The following is a 17,426-nucleotide window of genomic DNA, read 5'->3' as shown; positions in this document are numbered from 1 at the left end:
CCCTTCAACTTTGTTTTTATTTATCCTGATTGCATATGGAGGTACAGGAATTATAATGAAGGAAATGAATTTCGCGCGAAAATGGTTAACTTTGTTGCAAAAGACATATATACTAAAGATAGTATACAACGAGGTGGACAAGACGTGATTATAGAGAAGCACGAAATTCAAATTGACCAAATTACTAGCGGTAAAGTGAATATCTTTACTTTCTATCGAAATAGAAAGCAAATTGATGATCATTTTTTACGATTGCAAGAACCATCGCTTACAGCAAACTACTTCTTCCATTTTCATTTTGATGCAGAGAGCTTGCATCTACTGCAGAAAGAGTTTCCGAGCGTATATCCGTACGACGGCAGTGAAACGATTCACGACTGGACGGAAAAGATGAAAGCTGAATTGCAACATCAGATCCAAACAGGAAAATGGAATAAACGCGTACGTATCGGTAATCGCATTCTAGATGTGGTGTTTACGTGGTGTGACGAAGATATAGTAGAGTGAAAAAGAAGCGGATGACGCTTCTTTTTTTTAGCGCTGGAATAAAACGAGCTTACCTGCAGTAGATGTACAGCGATGTGTTTTTTCATACAACCCTTTTTCTTGTAAGATAGATTCACCTTTTGCTTTTGCTTCTTTTTCAGTTGCCGCCTCAAATGATTCGTCTAATGCTTTTGAACCATCTTTTTCAAAGACTGTTAGAACGTATACTCCCATGAAAATTCCCTCCAATAATTAAAATCAGAATCTTATAATTATTTTGACATAAAACGCTACAATATGCAAAGAAATATATGACATTGCGTGGTAAAATAGAATGAAACTTTACTCATCGAGAATATTTTTATTCTCGATGAGTATTAGTTTTCAGCGATTTTAATTTTAATAAAATGAAACTTTTGAAAGATAGAAAGGATCGTTATTTGTGAAACAAGTAAAGTTTATACATGCGGCTGATTTGCATTTGGATAGTCCGTTTAAAGGGATGGAGATGAATGTTGCGCAGTCTGTTTGGGAGAGAATGAAGCAAAGTACGTTTGAATCATTTGAGCGTATTGTTGATAAAGCAATTCAAGAGCGCGTTGATTTCGTATTACTAGCTGGGGATTTGTATGATGCGGAGACGAGAAGTTTGAGGGCGCAAGTGTTTGTGCGTGAGCAAATGAAGAGACTTTCGCAGTACGATATCCCTGTTTTTATTATTCACGGTAACCATGATCATTTAGGAGGAAGCTGGGCAGCAATTGAGTTTCCGGAAAATGTTCATGTATTTACTGAGCCTTATGTAGAAGAGAAATCATTTTATAAAAATGGTGAGCTATTAGCTTCTATTTATGGTTTTAGTTATTTGCAGCAAGCGGTAACAGATAATATGACAGCGCAGTATACGAAAATGAGTGATGCGCCTTTTCATATTGGCATGCTTCACGGAAGTGTGGAAGGAGATGCAGAGCATAATCGCTATGCACCGTTTCAAATTCGTGAGTTGAAAGAAAAACAGTTTGATTATTGGGCTCTTGGCCATATACATAAACGTGAAATTTTATCAGAAGAACCATGCATTATTTATCCAGGGAACATACAAGGTCGTCATCGTAAGGAAACAGGCGAGAAGGGTGCGTACCTTATTGAACTTACGAAACAAGGAACGCAGTGTTCATTTTTCCATACGGCAGATGTTGTATGGGATGAAATCGAAGTTTGTATTGATAGACTTGAAACTGTTGATGAACTTATGACGAGCCTATCTACTGCGATGAATGAATGCCGAAGAGAAGAGGAAGGTACGCTATTAACTGTCGTATTCACAGGACAAGGCTCACTTTCCCCTTATTTGCGTGACGAAAAGCGCGTGGAAGAGATTTTTCACATTTTAGCATCTAGCGAAGAGCGAAAAGATTTTGTATATGCGATGAAGTGGAAAAATGAGACGGTTTCTTTTGCGGAAATCGAACGTTTGAAAGCGGAAAATCATTTCATAGGTAGTGTGCTAAAGGAGTTAGAAGCTTTCAGCAATATGGACGGAGTATTGCGCACTATTTGGACATCTCCTGTAGCGCGTAATAGTATTGAATCTTTTACAGAAGAAGAGAAGAAAGAGATTCAAAAGGAAGCAGAAAATATTATTTTAGAGCAATTATTCCAGCAAGAGAGGGATAAAAAATGAGAATTGAAAAACTCCATATTTATGGGTACGGAAAATTAGAAAATGTGGAAATGGATCTTTCCTTGCTGACGGTGTTATACGGTGAAAATGAAGCGGGGAAATCGACAATTCGCTCATTTATGAAAAGTATTTTGTTCGGTTTTCCGACGAGAGGACAGCGCCGTTATGAGCCGAAAGAAGGCGGGAAGTATGGCGGCGCGATGACTGTGCAAACAGAGCAGTACGGTCGTTTGAAAATTGAGCGATTGCCAAAGACGGCAGCTGGCGAGGTGACCGTTTATTTTGAAGACGGGAAAACGGGCGGAGAAGAAATTTTAAACGATATATTAAGCGGGATGAATGAAAGTTTATTTGAATCTGTCTTTTCATTTGATATGCATGGTCTTCAAAATATTCATCAGCTAGGCGAAGCGGATATTGGCAATTATTTATTTTCGGCAAGTGCAGTCGGAAGTGATGCGCTATTGCAGTTAGATAAAAAGCTAGAAAAAGAAATGGATCAGCGCTTTAAGCCGAGCGGGCGTAAACCAGAAATTAACGTGTCATTGCAAGAGATGAAGAAACTTGAAGAGAAGATGAAAGAGTGGCAAGGAAAAATTGGGACGTATGAAAAACAAGTAGAGCAGTTAAAAGAAAGTGAAGAGAAGCTTGCTTCTGTTCGCGTGGAGAAAGAGAGTGCAGAAAAAAGAAAGCAAGATTATGAAATATTAGCAGCGCTTGAGCCACTCGTTATTGAAAAACGTGTGCATGAGAAAGTGTTAGAGAACGAGAGCGGGCAGTTTCCTGTAAACGGAATGGCGCGTTATGAAGCAATGAAGGCGAAGATGGAGCCGCTTGAATTACAAGTTGATTCGCTCCACAAGAAAATTGAGACAGTGCAATCGGAAATTGCCTCGATTCAAATAGATGAAGAGTTTTTACAAAAAGAAAGTTATGTAGAAGAACTTCGTATGCAGCATATGTCTTACGAAAATGCACGCCAAGAAATGCGTGATATGAGCGGGAATATTACGAATATAAAAGAAGAAATCGCAGAACTAGAACAGCAAATTGGTACTACTTTTGAAAAGGAAACAGTTCTTTCATTTGATATGAGTTTGGCAACGAAAGAGTTAATTACGCAAACAGTGCAAAAGGCGCGCGAATTAGAAACGCAAAAAGCACAGCTCGATGATCGTTTTAAAGTAGCGCAAGAGCAATTAGAAGAACAAGAAGAAAATATAAGACAGATTAAGAAACAAATGTTAGTGGATGAAGAGAGAAATGTGTTAGTTGAGAAAGAGAAAGCGTTCCAAGATGCGGCGTTTATCGGTATGGGCGCAGAGAGAATGAAGCGCAAGTATGAGGAAAAAGCAGGAGTAGCTAAGCAAAAGAAAAAGCAGTGGCAAAGGGTTTGTCTTCTGTTACTTCTTATTAACACAGGCGTTTTATTCACAAGCTTATTTATAGATAACCGAGCGCTCTTATTTATTAGTGTCATTGTTTTTGTAGGGATTGTTCTCGCCCTTGTTTTATATAAAGATCCATCAAATGGATTACAAGAAGAGCTCCTTACACTTCAGCAAAGTGCCGGCGGGAGACAAAGTGAAGAAGCGATGTCTGTTCGCTATCAGTTAGAAAAAGATGAAGAGATACGTAAATTATTTGAGCGCGAGTCTTATAAGTTACAGCAGTTGGAACGAGCGTATGATAAAGTCGTTTCATCGTATGAGGAATGGGAGAGAGAAACGTTCCAGGCGGGAGAACAAGTCGATGCATATAAAGCGCGCTATATGTTTCCTGAATTTTATACGTATGCACACATATTGCCGGCGTTTGAGCGTATGGAAAAAATGCAGCAATTATATCGTGAATTAGAGAAACAAGGCACGCGAAAATCTTCATTATATGAAATGATTTCGCAATTTGAACATAAACTAGAAACTGTTATCGGTAGTGCGGAGTATAGTAAGCTACACGAGGCACAAAGCCGTATGCAAAATGAGAAAGAGAAGCGCCAAACTTGTAAGCAGTTAAAAGAAAAACTGGCGGAATGGCAAGAAGAATATGAGTTTATGCAAGAACAATTAAAGCAATTACTAATAGAACGAGATGGTTTATGGCATATTGCAGCGTCTACAGATGAAGAGATGTTTTTAGAAGCGGGTAAACTAGCGGAAAAACGTGAAGATGCAGAGAAACAAGTGGGGCGTTTATTACCGCAAATTGATCTGTTAGAACAGCGTTTAACGAGTTTATCATTAGCTGAACATTACGAAGCTGACGGTTATGACGGAAAATTAAAGCAAGAACTGACAGTCGTGCAAAACTGTCTGGCACAAGAGAAAGAACTGACAGAGCGTATTGCGAAACATCGTATGGAAATTGCGAATTTAGAAGAAGGTAGTACGTACGGCGATTTAATGCATGAATGGGAAATGAAAAAAGCGCAAGTGCGTGAACAAGTGAAGAAGTGGGCTGCTTATGCGGCCGCAAAAACGGTGTTAACGAAAACGAAGCAATATTATCATGAAGTACATCTTCCTCGTATTTTACAAAAGTCAGAAGAGTATTTCGTCTATTTAACAGGCGGACGATATAGTAAAATCTTTTCACCGTCAGAGTCAGAGCCGTTTATTGTAGAGCGTAACGATGGTATGCGTTTTTACAGTCATGAACTAAGCCAAGCGACAGCGGAGCAGTTATATTTATCGCTGAGATTTGCACTAGCAAAAACATTTGAGCATGATTATCCATTTATTATTGATGATAGTTTCGTGCACTTTGACGCGGTAAGGACGAATCGAACGATTGAACTTATAAAGGAAATTGCAAAGGATAGACAAGTCATATTCTTTACATGTCATGCGCATTTACTCGCCTATTTTACAGAAAAACAGATTATAAAATTAACACATATGCGTAAAGAAAATGAGTTGTAGTGTGCTATACTAAAAGTAACTGATTTGGTGGAGGAATTCGAATGAAAAAGAAAATTGCAGAGTATGAAGTTGGTGAACAAGTCGATATTTTCTTGTTAATTAAAACAGCGACAAAAGGTATCGCAAGCAATGGAAAGCCATTTTTAACAGTAATCTTACAAGATCCAAGTGGAGATATTGAAGCGAAGTTATGGGACGTATCACCAGAAGTTGAGAAACAATATGTAGCGGAAACAATCGTGAAAGTAGCTGGAGATATTTTAAACTACAAAGGACGTATTCAATTACGTGTGAAACAAATCCGTGTTGCGAATGAAAATGAAGTAACAGACATCTCAGACTTCGTAGAAAAAGCACCAGTGAAAAAAGAAGATATGGTTGAGAAAATTACGCAATACATATTTGAAATGAGAAACCCGAACATTCAGCGTCTAACAAGACATTTATTAAATAAGCATCAAAATGAATTTTTAGACTATCCAGCAGCGACAAAGAACCATCACGAGTTCGTATCTGGACTAGCTTATCACGTCGTATCAATGCTTGATTTAGCGAAAGCTATCTCAAATCTATACCCATCATTAGATAAAGACTTACTATATGCAGGCGTTATTTTACATGACCTTGGTAAAGTAATTGAATTATCTGGCCCAATTTCTACAACGTATACGTTAGAAGGAAACTTACTAGGCCATATTTCGATTATGGTGAACGAAATTGGTAAAGCGGCAGACGAATTGCAAATCGATGCAGAAGAAGTATTAATTCTTCAACACATCGTCCTTTCTCACCACGGAAAAGCAGAATGGGGTAGTCCAAAACCACCATTAGTAAAAGAAGCAGAAATTCTGCATTACATCGATAACTTAGATGCAAAAATGAACATGATGGACCGCGCATTAGGACGCACAAAACCAGGCGAATATACAGAGCGTGTCTTCGCTCTTGATAATCGTTCGTTCTATAAGCCGTCGTTCCATAATTAAAAGTGTGAATAAAATGGCCTCATTAAGTTTTAATATGCTTAGTGAGGCTGTTTTTATAGGAAGTAAATAATATGATACAAAAAATATCTCGAATTTGAGATAAATCACTTGCATTTTAATCACTTGAGGTGTAAAGTGATAGTAACGAAAGCGATTGAGTCATATGAAAAACATACACTCAGTTGTTTTCGATTAAAAACAAAGTAACTTATACAGTAAAAACTAAGATGAATTTACAAAAACATAATTAAGAATAAATTGAAAAGCTAAAAACCATATTAGTTGTGGGAAATGTTATTTTTTTAGTTGTCACTTGACTAGTAAAACGAAACGGAGGAATAACCAATGTATGAAATTAAAGGGCATCATCACATTTCAATGGTTACGAAAAATGCAAATGAAAATAATCACTTTTATAAAAACGTGCTTGGCTTACGTCGTGTGAAAATGACAGTAAACCAAGATGATCCGTCAATGTACCACTTATTTTATGGAGATAAAACAGGAAGTCCAGGTACGGAATTATCATTTTTTGAAATTCCATTAGTAGGAAGAACATATCGCGGTACGAATGCGATTACTCGAATTGGATTACTTGTTCCTTCAGAGGATAGCTTGCATTACTGGAAAGAACGCTTTGAAAAATTTGATGTGAAACATAGTGAAATGACAACATATGCAAATCGTCCTGCTTTGCAATTTGAGGATGCTGAAGGTCTTCGCTTAGTACTACTCGTTTCAAACGGGGAAAAAGTGGAGCACTGGGAAACTTGGGAGAAATCAGAAGTTCCTGCAAAGCATCAAATTCAAGGAATGGGTTCTGTAGAACTGACAGTGCGTAGACTTGATAAAATGGCGAGTACACTTACAGAGATATTCGGTTATACAGAGGTTAGCCGAAATGATCAAGAAGCAATTTTCCAGTCCATTAAAGGAGAGGCTTTTGGAGAAATCGTTGTGAAATATTTAGATGGTCCTACTGAAAAGCCGGGCCGAGGCAGCATTCACCATTTAGCAATTCGCGTGAAAAACGATGCAGAGCTTGCTTATTGGGAAGAACAGGTGATACAAAGAGGCTTCCAGTCCTCAGGAATCATCGACCGTTTTTATTTTAAAAGCTTATATTTCCGCGAATCAAACGGAATCCTATTTGAAATTGCAACAGATGGCCCAGGATTTACAGTTGATGGAGATGTGGAACATTTAGGAGAAAAACTTGATTTACCACCATTCCTAGAAGATCAGCGTGCAGAAATTGAAGCGAATTTAGCACCGATTGAAGAGAAGTAATAGAAGAAAATATACAACTTTAACATATAAATGAAACCCCATTGGAGGAATATAAAATGAACCAATTAAAAGGAATTCACCACGTTACAGCGATTACAAGTAGTGCAGAAAAAAACTATGAGTTCTTCACTCACGTTTTGGGAATGCGTTTAGTTAAGAAAACAGTAAACCAAGATGACATTCAAACGTATCATTTATTCTTTGCAGATGATAAAGGTAGTGCAGGAACAGATATGACATTCTTTGACTTCCCAGGTATTCCAAAAGGAGTACACGGTACGAATGAAATTTCAAAAACTTCATTCCGCGTTCCGACTGATGCAGCATTAGAGTATTGGGTGAAACGTTTTGACCGTCTTGAAGTAGAACATACAGGAATTAAAGAGCAATTTGGCAAGAAAACTCTTTCTTTCGTTGACTTTGATGACCAACACTATCAATTAATCTCAGATGAACTTGATAACGGTATAGAATCAGGTAAACCATGGCAAAACGGACCAGTTCCATTAGAATACGCAATTACTGGTTTAGGCCCTGTATTCATCCGTATTGCAAACTTTAGTTTCTTCAAAGAAGTGTTAGAAAAAGTTTTATTATTTAAAGAGGTTGCGCAAGAAGGAGAATTCTATTTATTTGAAGTGAACAAAGGCGGAAACGGTGCTTCTGTCATCGTAGAACATAATACGGTTCTTCCAGAAGCACGACAAGGTTTTGGTACGGTTCACCATGCTGCATTCCGCGTAGAAAATCGCGCTGTATTAGAAGAATGGATCGAGAGAATCAGTAGTGTTGGTCTTCCTTCATCTGGTTACGTAGACCGTCATTTCTTTGAATCATTATATGCAAGAGTTGCACCACAAATTTTATTTGAATTTGCAACAGATGGCCCAGGATTTATGGGAGATGAGCCATACGAAACACTTGGCGAAAAATTATCTTTACCTCCATTCCTAGAGCCAAAACGTGAAGAAATCGAAAAATTAGTTCGTCCAATTGATACAGTAAGAAGCACGAAGGAATTTATTAAAGAGTAAAAATAGAGCAAGTAGTTTTAGCGGAGTGCTGGAACTGCTTGCTTTTTTATTTATTCTAGTAAGTTTTCTGACAATTGTTTCTCAAGTTATTAAAAAGGAAAACTTTGGTATAATTAATTAAAATATTAAATTTTCTGATAATTATTTTTCAATGCATAGAAAAGGAGTGGTAATATACAATTTTGATAATTGTATAAAAATACTAATTTTGGAGAAAAGGGGATGCGGAGTGTATGGGAGCAGATGTAGTAACGCGGGAGCAAATAAGACACTTATTGGATGATTGGTATCATTCAATGTTAAAACAAGATGTGGTTAAAGCGAAAGTACTAAATGAGGAAATAGAGTCCAAGGTTATTTATATTAAAGAAGATCAGTATGCGGTATTTTATCACGCATTATTAAAATTCCGTTATCATGTGCTAATTGATAGTTTGAGTATTACAGAGAATAGTTTTGATGAAATTAATACCTTTATAATTCCTGATGACGCACTTTTAACACATTATTATCACTTATTTAAAGGTATTCATGCAATGTATATATCAAATTACATTGAGTCACAAAATCACTTTGAAGAGGCTGGGAAATTACTTAAATATATAACGTCTTCGTTGGAACATGCTGAATTCAATTATAGATTTGCATATTTGTCTTATCAAACGTATAAACCATTGATGGCGATTGATCAAATACGTTTAGCAAAAGATGAATATGAAAAACATCCTGGCTATGAAGTTTGTATTGCTTTGTGTGAGAATATTTTTGCAATGGCTTGTATTGATTTAAAGCAATATGAACAAGCCGAAGAGAAGTTGAATTTGGCATTAGATGTATTTCAAAAGATAGATAATGAAAGATTTATTACAATGGTTCGTCATAATTTAGCATGGTTATATGCAAGTCAAAACCTTTCGAGTTTAGCAATTCGACATTTAGTAGAAGTAATAAAAAGTAATCCCAAACATTTCAAAGCAATGTTTGTATTAGCACGTGAATATTACAAAATTGGAAAAATCGATGCTGCCGCTGAATTAATTGAAAAAGGATTAGATATATGTAATAAGATACAAAATAAAGAATTTCAGCACCGTTTTGTAATTTTAAAGGAAATGAATCAAAAGACGTCTAGTGTATTATTAGAATCCACTATTTTAAATGGGATTTTATATTTTGAGAAAGAAGGTTTGTTGGATTGTATTCAAGAATATACTGAGATTTTAGCTATGCAATTTTATAAAGAAGAAAACCATGTAAAGGCAAGTAAATATTTTTATATAAATAATCAAGCACAGAAAAAACATTTAGAAAAAGGGGCGTTGAAATAATGAAAAAAGTAGGCGTAATAGCAAAAGGATTAATTTTTGTAGGGATTCTTTCATTGGGATTTAATTTTTCTTCTACTACACAGCAAGCAGTTAATATCGGTGACGGAGGAGCACCAGCAAGACCAGACTACATTAACATTGGCGACACAGGCGGAGCACCAGCAGATAATAAAGGCGACGGCGGAGTAAGCCAACTATAATAACAAAGAAAGGGACTTCAACATGAAGTCCCTTTTTCTATTTTCAGGCCATGTAGAGAAAAGAATTGACTTACTTTAAATATGTAACTATAATAGTTACAAAATAACCATTAGTGACAGAAATGAGTTATATTTTTTTAGTTTAATTGTAACTGTATTAGTTACAATTAAAAAGAGAACATAAAATAACCAAAAAATGTAAAAACTTTTAAATAGCAACAAGAGAAAGGAGACGGGAATGTTGAAACGGTTTAAGTTTTATTTGATTAGCGGTATTGTGCTTATTTTGCTTATCGTATGTAACTTCGTTGAGAAGCCGATTGCGAAGGTTGGCGAAGTGAAAGATACTGTTATGATGAAGCTGAATACGAAAGAGAGTATGGCGCAAATTGATGGACAGACGATTTATTTTAAACAAATTGGTGAGGGGAAACCTCCTTTACTTATGTTGCATGGGTTTGGTGGTTCTTCTGATGGGTTTAGTGATATTTATCCGGAACTAGCGCGAGACCATACGATTATTGCGGTTGATATTTTAGGGTTTGGGCGTTCTTCTAAGCCAGTTGATTTTCAGTATTCGTTTCCTGCGCAAGTGAATTTATATTATAAGTTAATGAAGAAGCTCGGATACGATCAGTTTGCAGTGCTCGGCCATTCAATGGGCGGAGAGATGTCCCTCAATTTAGCGTATTTATATCCAGACGCAGTGACGCATCTCATCTTGGCGGATGCTACAGGGATAGAGTCTTTCCAGCAAAAAGAAAGTTATGAAGTACCACCGCTATCGACGGACTTACAAACTGTAACTGAGATTACGAAGTATAATAAAAATGAAGTGAAAAATAGTCGTGATGATAAAGAGCATTATGATCAGCTTACGAAAATGAGAGAGCGCCGCATTGCGATGGAAGCTGATAAAATTAAGGTACCGACTTTAATTATATGGGGACGACATGATAAAAGTGTTTCTTGGAAAAATGGTGAACTGTATCATGGGCTATTTGCGAATAGTACGTTTCATATTATTGAAAAAGGATACCACGCACCGTTTCGTCAGGAACCAATTGAGTTTATGGAATATGTACAAGCATTTTTCGCGAAGCATCCACAATAAAAATTTTAAGCATAAATCCAATTCTTTCCTCATAAAGTGAAACTAATAAGGCTTGTCTAAGGAAAGGAATGAAGTGATTTGGAAACTTTACCATGGTGGGTGTATCTTGTGATTGTCGGGATTGTACTAAGTGGCTACATGGTTTTATATACTTCGAAAAAAGAGCAAGATATGGATAATGAGTTTATCGAAAAAGAAGGCGAAGTATATATGAAGCGCTTAGAAGAAGAGCGCGAGAAACGTAATCAGGATAGTGATAAGGATTCTGTATTGCTTTAATAGAAATTTTGAAAGGCTACCACCTAGTAGGATTTTACATCTAGGTGGTAGCTTTTTTTCTTCTGGGGGAGCAGTATATGTTCATCAAGCTAAGGTTATATTAGTTTAATTTTACATGTATAAGAGAGTCATCATAAACTTTTATTGATGGCATTTATATATATTTTTCCTCATAAGAATGGAACTAGTGGGGATTTTACTGGGGGGGGATTAACAATGCATAGGGATGAAACTTCATTACATCCTGATACAGGCGTTACGTCTGTAATGTTTGTTGAGCGTTCATTAAATGAAATTCGTTTTTGGTCTAGAATCATGAAGGAGCATTCTTTTTTTCTTCGATTGGGATTTAGATGTGAGGATACTCAATTAATTGAAGAGGCGAATCAATTTTATCGGTTGTTTGAACATATTGAACAAATAGCGCATTCCTATACAAATGAAACAGATCCTGAGCAAATAAAAAGATTTAATGCAGAAGTACAACAAGCCGCAACTAATATTTGGGGATTTAAACGAAAAATTTTAGGATTAATTCTCACATGTAAATTGCCAGGACAAAATAACTTTCCACTTTTAGTTGACCATACAAGTAGGGAAGCTGATTATTTTAGAAAACGTTTAATACAATTAAATGAAGGTAAATTAGATGCCCTTCCTGATGCTATTATTAAAGAAAATGTTTTCTTTTTACGGATTATGGCAGACCATGCTAAATTTATTGGCCATCTTCTTGATCCGTCGGAAAGAAAGCTTGTAGATACAGCACGAAATTTTAGCAATGATTTTGATGAATTGATGTATCAAGCAATTGACTTAGAATCTATGAAACCACAATCCCAAACAGCTCCTCTTTTAGATCAATTTTTAGATCAAAATCGCGTGTCAGTTGCATCTCTTCGGGATTTTAAGAAAACAGCACGTGATTTAATTGAGCAATGTAAAATAAAGAGTATCATTCATCCATTATTAGCAGACCATGTTTTCCGTGAAGCTGATAGATTTCTTGAAATCATTGATATGTATGATGTTCATCTTACAAATATTCAATCACAACCTAGATATTAGAAGATAAGGAAAGATACTATTTTTCCTTAAGCTGAGAAGTTAACAATTTATTGTTAGCTTCTTTTCTTTGTGATTAAAATTTTCTTTTAAGGACTACATAAATCCTTTTGACCAAATATGTAATTCTTTGTAAAATGTTATATATGGAAAGATTATGAATATACAGGAAATCTATGGGTAGTAGATTTTAATAAATTATTCGGGGGAAATTTATTAATTAAGTATATTAACTTGTTGGCACTACATTTTACAAATAAAGGGGTATTAGTAATCATGAAAGCAAAGAAATTAGTAAGTTTAGCGTTACCAGTTATGTTATTGAGTGGTTGTATTACAATTGAAACGGATGGTAAGAAAGCTGAAACAAAGAAAGAAGAGACGCAAAAGGTAGAGAAAGAGAATAAGACTTCTGAAAAAGAGAGTAAGTCAACTGATAACAAGAAAGAAGATAGCTTATCTGTAGCGAAAGGTGAAGGTACAAACAGTAGTTCATCAAGTAGTCAACCAAGTTCTTCTTCAAATAATTCAACTTCTTCACCTGGTAAGGTAACTGGTTCAGATGTTGAAAGGTACAAGGCAGATATCATAAATAGTGCTACTCAAATTGAAGATACAATGAAATTAATTGAAGGAATAGCAGATTCAGACGTAAAATCATACAAACAAAAGAAAAGTGAAGTACAACTAAGTTTAGGTGGAGCAAAGGCAACAACGAAGAAACTGAAGAATTTACAAGCGCCCCCTGAGTTACAGGGAGAACAGGCGAAGATAAAGCAATCGATGGAACTGTATGCGGATTGTTTTCAACTTCTCTTTGATGCATTGGACCAAGAAGACGAAAGTAAAATGCATCAATCAGTAAGTAAAGCACAAGAAGGTTCGAAACTGTTTGAAGAGGCAGCGAAGAGTATCGGTAGTAAAACTAACTAAAAATAAAGTATTTAAAGGGGTATTTGTAAGTGCAGTTGGTGCAAGTGAAGAGTTAGGAATTAGTTATGGAAACACATTACAAATTTATCAAATGGACGATAATGTTCGTATTCGATATGTAAAACAATAAATAATTGGTGAAAAACTCTGTAATAAATTTTACAGGGTTTTTTGTTAGTTCTAGTTTATTTTTTTGTCTTCCTAAGCGCTAAGCATACTAGTATAAGTTGAGAAATGAACAAAACAATAATGATAGGCAGATGATGTAACTCCATAGTAACTGTAACCATCTAAAGCCCAATTCATACACTATGATGGAGGATTTTTACTTCATAACCGGATGAAAAAGGAGTGTAATCATGAAGAAACGTACTGTTAATGAAGCAGGAAGGAATGTGCCACAACCAATCCGCAGCGACGGAGCAGGTGCGATTGATTCTGGACCTCGTAATGTTATGCGGGATATTCAAAATCCGAATATGCTTGTTCCGCCTATAACGGATGCAGGGTTAGTTCCTAACTTGAAGTTTTCATTCTCGGACACTTCTATGATTTTGAAACAAGGCGGGTGGTCTCGGGAGATTACTGCTCGGGAACTACCGGTTTCGACGACGATTGCCGGAGTAAATATGAGTTTAACGGCAGGTGGAGTACGAGAACTACATTGGCATAAAGAAGCAGAATGGGCGTATATGCTTTTAGGACGGGCACGCATAACGGCTGTAGATCAAAATGGACGGAATTTTATTGCTGATGTTGGACCAGGTGATCTTTGGTATTTTCCTCCTGGTATTCCGCATTCCATTCAAGGGTTGGAACATTGTGAGTTTTTGCTCGTTTTCGATGATGGGCATTTTTCTGATTTATCTACTTTAGCTATTTCTGATTGGTTTGCGCATACGCCGAAAGAAGTGCTATCGGCTAACTTCGGAGTGCCGGAAAGTGCTTTTCATTCCATTCCTTCAGAGCAAGTGTATATTTATCAGGGAGAGGTACCAGGTTCGCTTGAGAGTCAGGAAGTTCAGTCGCCGAAAGGAGAAGTTCCTTTAACGTTCAAGTACGAACTTTTAAAACAAAAACCGATTAAGACTCCTGGTGGGAGCGTTCGAATTGTCGACTCTACGAATTTTCCTATTTCAAAAACAATCGCAGCGGCGCTCGTTGAAGTGGAGCCTGGTGGAATGAGAGAGCTTCATTGGCACCCGAATAATGATGAGTGGCAATATTATCTTACCGGGCAAGCGAGAATGACTGTGTTTCTTGGAAATGGTACCGCTCGTACATTTGATTATAGAGCTGGCGATGTCGGATATGTACCGTTTGCGACGGGGCATTATATTCAAAATACAGGTACCGAAACATTATGGTTTTTAGAGATGTTCAGAAGCAATCGTTTTGAAGATGTATCGTTAAATCAATGGATGGCACTGACTCCTAAAGAAATAGTGGAGAGTAATATACATGTTGGCCCGCAAGTAATGGATTCTCTGCGTAAGGAGAAGTGGCCTGTTGTGAAATATCCGGGGTTTTCATATAGTCCGAAAAGTGATGAGTAAAAATGAAAATTTGCGTTATTCTTTCTGGAGACTGATAAGAAGGGATGGCGTATTTTTTATGCCTAATCTAGTCTTTATCCCGCTATTTGCCGGGCAGTAAGACCCACCTCAAAATTCAGCGGAATCAAAGAAGTTAGGTGGGGCGCGGGCTGTCCGTAAAAGCCCGATTAGTGAGGGCTGATTAAAGTTTCACTTTATTAGTATCCGTCCCTTGTATTATTGTTCGGGAAATTATTATTGGAGCATAGTATAGGGAAGATACATATAAAAGAGCGCCATTATAAGCTGTAACGTATAAGTTGTGCAGGAAATGCAACAATAACTCGCTTTACTCTTCATCATTTATTTGAACATAATGGGCATAGAGAGGTGATAAACACAGTATGATTTTTAGTGAGCGTTTAAAAGAAGAACGAGAAAAAAGAAATTGGTCGCAAAATGATTTGGCTGAAAAACTTCATGTGAGCAGGCAATCTGTTTCGAAATGGGAGACGGGAAAGAACTATCCGAGCATTGAAATTATTATTCATTTAAGTGATCTGTTCGGTATTACAATTGATGAACTGCTAAGGAGTGATGAAGAATTGACGCAGAAAATAATTGAAGATAGTAAGCAATTGGCGTATCCAAAATGGAAGGTGTTTTTTGATAGTCTATTTATGATAGGAGTATTTTTGTTTATTGCAAAAATCGTTGTATGGATGCTAAATAAGTTTGCTGGAGCAAGTATTACAATTGTAGCAGATGCGCCATATGTAATGAATCTTTTACCCCTTGCATTCATGATTATAGGTGGTATAGGTTCCGATAAGTTGAAGAAAATATATAGATAAGAGAAAGATTTGAAAGAAATCCCCAACACTAGCTGTTCTTTTCACTTAAATTGTGTACTATAAAGGATAGGATGACATAAAGAAGGGGACATTTAGAATGGAATTTCATGAACAGAAGATTTTGCCGGCAGTGAGGCAAATTAAAGATTTGGAAAAGCTATTACATAGTTCGTATGAATATATCGTTATTTTAGATATTCATGTCGGTCAATTGAAGAGTGTTATATCGCTTGCGAAGCAATATTGTAAAAAGGTATTTTTACATGTGGATTTAATTCATGGTTTGCAGAGTGATGGGCATGCGACGGAATATTTATGTCAGGAGTTTAGACCGTACGGGTTACTTTCAACAAAGGCGAGCGTTATTATGAAGGCGAAGCAAAAAGGTGTTGTGGCAATACAACGCATCTTTTTAATCGATTCGAGTGCGATGGAGAAGAGCTGCAATCTTTTAGATAAGACGAAACCGGATTATATTGAGGTACTTCCTGGAGCATTAACGGATGTTATTGCTGAAGTGAAAGAGCGTACTGGTGTACCGATTTTAGCAGGTGGTTTTATTCGTACTGTAGAAGATGTGGAAAGAGCATTAAATGCTGGTGCGACAGCAATTACGACATCAAAACGTGAACTATGGAAACATTACCAAAAAAAGTGACGAAAATGTGAATTTTTTCGTTGACACCGCTTTCATTTGCGGTTAACATTATAGACAAGTTAATAAACGTGACGGAGAAAAGTAGAGATCCACATTTCATTGTTTCTATATAAATTTATATAGAAGCGTGCAAGCTGTGGGTCTTTTTCTTTTGACAAAAACGAATGGCCATTCATTTTACCTCTATCACATTTGAAAGCGTTTAAATTGATTGTGGAGGGATACTATGTCAGCATTTTTAGGAGAGTTAATAGGGACTGCGTTGTTAATCGTACTTGGTGGCGGCGTTTGTGCTGGTGTAAGTTTAAAGAAATCGTTTGCGAAAGATTCAGGTTGGATTGTTATTACAATGGGCTGGGGCTTAGCAGTAGCGGTTGCAGCGTATGCGGTTGGATCAATTAGTGGGGCACATTTGAATCCAGCTTTAACGATAGGATTAGCATTTAAGGGAGCGTTCCCATGGAGCGACGTACCAGGTTATATCGTAGCACAAATGATTGGGGCAATTATCGGGGCAGTTATCGTATATTTACATTACTTACCACACTGGAAAGAAACAGAAGATCCAGGAACAAAGTTAGGTGTATTTGCAACAGGTCCAGCAATTCCGAACACATTTGCAAACCTTTTAAGTGAAATGATTGGAACATTCGTTTTAGTATTTGGTATATTAGCAATTGGTGCAAATAAATTTGCAGATGGATTAAATCCATTTATCGTAGGTTTCTTAATTGTAAGTATTGGTTTATCATTAGGTGGGACAACAGGATACGCAATTAACCCAGCGCGTGATTTAGGTCCGCGTATCGCACACTTCTTCCTTCCGATTGCAGGAAAAGGCGGTTCAAACTGGAAGTATGCATGGATTCCAGTAGTTGGTCCAATTTTAGGTGGATCACTTGCAGGTTTATTCCATCAAGTTGTATTTGAAGGAAAACAAAATTCAGCACTTATTTATGTGATTATCGCAACTGTGATTGTACTAGCAATCTCTTATATGACAAGTAAAAAAAGCGGAAGCAATACAAATAGTAGAAAAGTAGCATAAGGGGGAAACCG

The 17,426-nt window shown here is 36.7% G+C and carries 18 protein-coding genes; 17 read left to right on the top strand and 1 reads right to left on the bottom strand.

Annotated elements, in window-relative coordinates; genetic code table 11:
* Positions 1-144 precede the first annotated feature (144 nt).
* Positions 145-507, top strand: a complete 363-nt coding sequence (locus tag ACTFR3_RS14695) for a hypothetical protein (RefSeq protein WP_000582785.1) — start codon at positions 145-147, stop codon at positions 505-507.
* A 27-nt stretch (positions 508-534) separates the two neighbouring features.
* Here ACTFR3_RS14695 and ACTFR3_RS14690 read toward each other — a convergent pair whose 3' ends face one another.
* Complete coding sequence (locus ACTFR3_RS14690) at positions 535-720, bottom strand: YhzD family protein (protein ID WP_000539552.1); 186 nt, start codon at positions 718-720, stop codon at positions 535-537.
* A 208-nt stretch (positions 721-928) separates the two neighbouring features.
* Between ACTFR3_RS14690 and ACTFR3_RS14685 the strand changes: the two genes are divergently transcribed.
* The 16 genes from ACTFR3_RS14685 (at position 929) to glpF (ending at position 17,415) form a co-directional block, all read left to right on the top strand.
* Positions 929-2,170, top strand: coding sequence for a metallophosphoesterase family protein (locus tag ACTFR3_RS14685; RefSeq protein WP_000815696.1), 1,242 nt, complete (start codon positions 929-931; stop codon positions 2,168-2,170).
* Positions 2,167-5,091, top strand: a complete 2,925-nt coding sequence (locus ACTFR3_RS14680) for an AAA family ATPase (RefSeq protein ID WP_440044510.1) — start codon at positions 2,167-2,169, stop codon at positions 5,089-5,091. The genes ACTFR3_RS14685 and ACTFR3_RS14680 overlap by 4 nt, the downstream gene beginning before the upstream one ends.
* A gap of 41 nt (positions 5,092-5,132) precedes the next feature.
* Positions 5,133-6,077, top strand: coding sequence for a 3'-5' exoribonuclease YhaM (gene yhaM, locus ACTFR3_RS14675; RefSeq protein WP_000726638.1), 945 nt, complete (start codon positions 5,133-5,135; stop codon positions 6,075-6,077).
* Between the two features lie 345 nt (positions 6,078-6,422).
* On the top strand, positions 6,423-7,367 hold the full coding sequence (locus ACTFR3_RS14670) for a ring-cleaving dioxygenase (RefSeq protein WP_049107794.1): 945 nt from the start codon (positions 6,423-6,425) through the stop codon (positions 7,365-7,367).
* Between the two features lie 56 nt (positions 7,368-7,423).
* Positions 7,424-8,401, top strand: coding sequence for a ring-cleaving dioxygenase (locus tag ACTFR3_RS14665; protein WP_001072557.1), 978 nt, complete (start codon positions 7,424-7,426; stop codon positions 8,399-8,401).
* Between the two features lie 233 nt (positions 8,402-8,634).
* Positions 8,635-9,729 carry a hypothetical protein gene (locus tag ACTFR3_RS14660; protein WP_224200919.1) on the top strand — a complete coding sequence of 365 codons (1,095 nt, stop codon included), beginning with the start codon at positions 8,635-8,637 and terminating at the stop codon, positions 9,727-9,729.
* The gene (locus ACTFR3_RS14655; protein ID WP_224200918.1) at positions 9,729-9,929 is read left to right on the top strand and encodes a Phr family secreted Rap phosphatase inhibitor; all 201 of its coding nucleotides are present in this window, start codon (positions 9,729-9,731) and stop codon (positions 9,927-9,929) included. Before ACTFR3_RS14660 ends, ACTFR3_RS14655 begins: the two co-directional genes overlap by 1 nt.
* A gap of 238 nt (positions 9,930-10,167) precedes the next feature.
* A complete protein-coding gene (locus ACTFR3_RS14650) occupies positions 10,168-11,043 on the top strand; it encodes an alpha/beta fold hydrolase (RefSeq protein ID WP_440044509.1) in 876 nt (291 codons plus the stop codon).
* A 78-nt stretch (positions 11,044-11,121) separates the two neighbouring features.
* Positions 11,122-11,322: a sporulation YhaL family protein gene (locus ACTFR3_RS14645; RefSeq protein ID WP_000449223.1), complete on the top strand. Its 201-nt coding sequence runs from the start codon at positions 11,122-11,124 to the stop codon at positions 11,320-11,322.
* A 216-nt stretch (positions 11,323-11,538) separates the two neighbouring features.
* Entirely contained in the window at positions 11,539-12,390 is an 852-nt protein-coding gene (locus ACTFR3_RS14640) for a DUF2935 domain-containing protein (RefSeq protein WP_000554479.1), read from the top strand.
* A 273-nt stretch (positions 12,391-12,663) separates the two neighbouring features.
* The gene (locus ACTFR3_RS14635; RefSeq protein ID WP_440044508.1) at positions 12,664-13,320 is read left to right on the top strand and encodes a DUF7018 domain-containing (lipo)protein; all 657 of its coding nucleotides are present in this window, start codon (positions 12,664-12,666) and stop codon (positions 13,318-13,320) included.
* Positions 13,280-13,450, top strand: a complete 171-nt coding sequence (locus ACTFR3_RS14630) for a hypothetical protein (protein ID WP_002182520.1) — start codon at positions 13,280-13,282, stop codon at positions 13,448-13,450. Before ACTFR3_RS14635 ends, ACTFR3_RS14630 begins: the two co-directional genes overlap by 41 nt.
* A 229-nt stretch (positions 13,451-13,679) precedes the next feature.
* Positions 13,680-14,876 carry an oxalate decarboxylase family bicupin gene (locus ACTFR3_RS14625; protein WP_440044507.1) on the top strand — a complete coding sequence of 399 codons (1,197 nt, stop codon included), beginning with the start codon at positions 13,680-13,682 and terminating at the stop codon, positions 14,874-14,876.
* 383 nt (positions 14,877-15,259) lie between these two features.
* Positions 15,260-15,709 (top strand): helix-turn-helix domain-containing protein, encoded by a 450-nt coding sequence (locus ACTFR3_RS14620; RefSeq protein ID WP_000577651.1) that lies wholly within the window; start codon positions 15,260-15,262, stop codon positions 15,707-15,709.
* A gap of 97 nt (positions 15,710-15,806) precedes the next feature.
* Complete coding sequence (glpP, locus tag ACTFR3_RS14615; RefSeq protein ID WP_000394285.1) at positions 15,807-16,367, top strand: glycerol uptake operon antiterminator GlpP; 561 nt, start codon at positions 15,807-15,809, stop codon at positions 16,365-16,367.
* 226 nt (positions 16,368-16,593) lie between these two features.
* A complete protein-coding gene (gene glpF / locus ACTFR3_RS14610; RefSeq protein ID WP_001272200.1) occupies positions 16,594-17,415 on the top strand; it encodes a glycerol uptake facilitator protein GlpF in 822 nt (273 codons plus the stop codon).
* Positions 17,416-17,426 lie beyond the last annotated feature (11 nt).

It is taken from the genome of Bacillus cereus group sp. MYBK14-1, assembly GCF_051916885.1.
Lineage (GTDB): Bacteria > Bacillota > Bacilli > Bacillales > Bacillaceae_G > Bacillus_A > Bacillus_A cereus.
The sequence above is the reverse complement of the archived record's forward strand: the minus strand, read 5'-3'. Positions and strand labels throughout refer to the sequence as shown.

Excerpts from the sequence above, each read along its gene's own strand:
- ACTFR3_RS14640 (WP_000554479.1), top strand. The coding sequence starts at position 11,539 with ATGCATAGGGATGAAACTTCATTACATCCTGATACAGGCGTTACGTCT.
- ACTFR3_RS14620 (WP_000577651.1), top strand. The coding sequence starts at position 15,260 with ATGATTTTTAGTGAGCGTTTAAAAGAAGAACGAGAAAAAAGAAATTGG.
- ACTFR3_RS14680 (WP_440044510.1), top strand. The coding sequence starts at position 2,167 with ATGAGAATTGAAAAACTCCATATTTATGGGTACGGAAAATTAGAAAAT.
- ACTFR3_RS14625 (WP_440044507.1), top strand. The coding sequence starts at position 13,680 with ATGAAGAAACGTACTGTTAATGAAGCAGGAAGGAATGTGCCACAACCA.
- ACTFR3_RS14670 (WP_049107794.1), top strand. The coding sequence starts at position 6,423 with ATGTATGAAATTAAAGGGCATCATCACATTTCAATGGTTACGAAAAAT.
- ACTFR3_RS14635 (WP_440044508.1), top strand. The coding sequence starts at position 12,664 with ATGAAAGCAAAGAAATTAGTAAGTTTAGCGTTACCAGTTATGTTATTG.
- ACTFR3_RS14665 (WP_001072557.1), top strand. The coding sequence starts at position 7,424 with ATGAACCAATTAAAAGGAATTCACCACGTTACAGCGATTACAAGTAGT.
- ACTFR3_RS14650 (WP_440044509.1), top strand. The coding sequence starts at position 10,168 with ATGTTGAAACGGTTTAAGTTTTATTTGATTAGCGGTATTGTGCTTATT.
- ACTFR3_RS14690 (WP_000539552.1), bottom strand. The coding sequence starts at position 720 with ATGGGAGTATACGTTCTAACAGTCTTTGAAAAAGATGGTTCAAAAGCA.
- glpF (WP_001272200.1), top strand. The coding sequence starts at position 16,594 with ATGTCAGCATTTTTAGGAGAGTTAATAGGGACTGCGTTGTTAATCGTA.
- glpP (WP_000394285.1), top strand. The coding sequence starts at position 15,807 with ATGGAATTTCATGAACAGAAGATTTTGCCGGCAGTGAGGCAAATTAAA.
- ACTFR3_RS14660 (WP_224200919.1), top strand. The coding sequence starts at position 8,635 with ATGGGAGCAGATGTAGTAACGCGGGAGCAAATAAGACACTTATTGGAT.
- ACTFR3_RS14655 (WP_224200918.1), top strand. The coding sequence starts at position 9,729 with ATGAAAAAAGTAGGCGTAATAGCAAAAGGATTAATTTTTGTAGGGATT.
- yhaM (WP_000726638.1), top strand. The coding sequence starts at position 5,133 with ATGAAAAAGAAAATTGCAGAGTATGAAGTTGGTGAACAAGTCGATATT.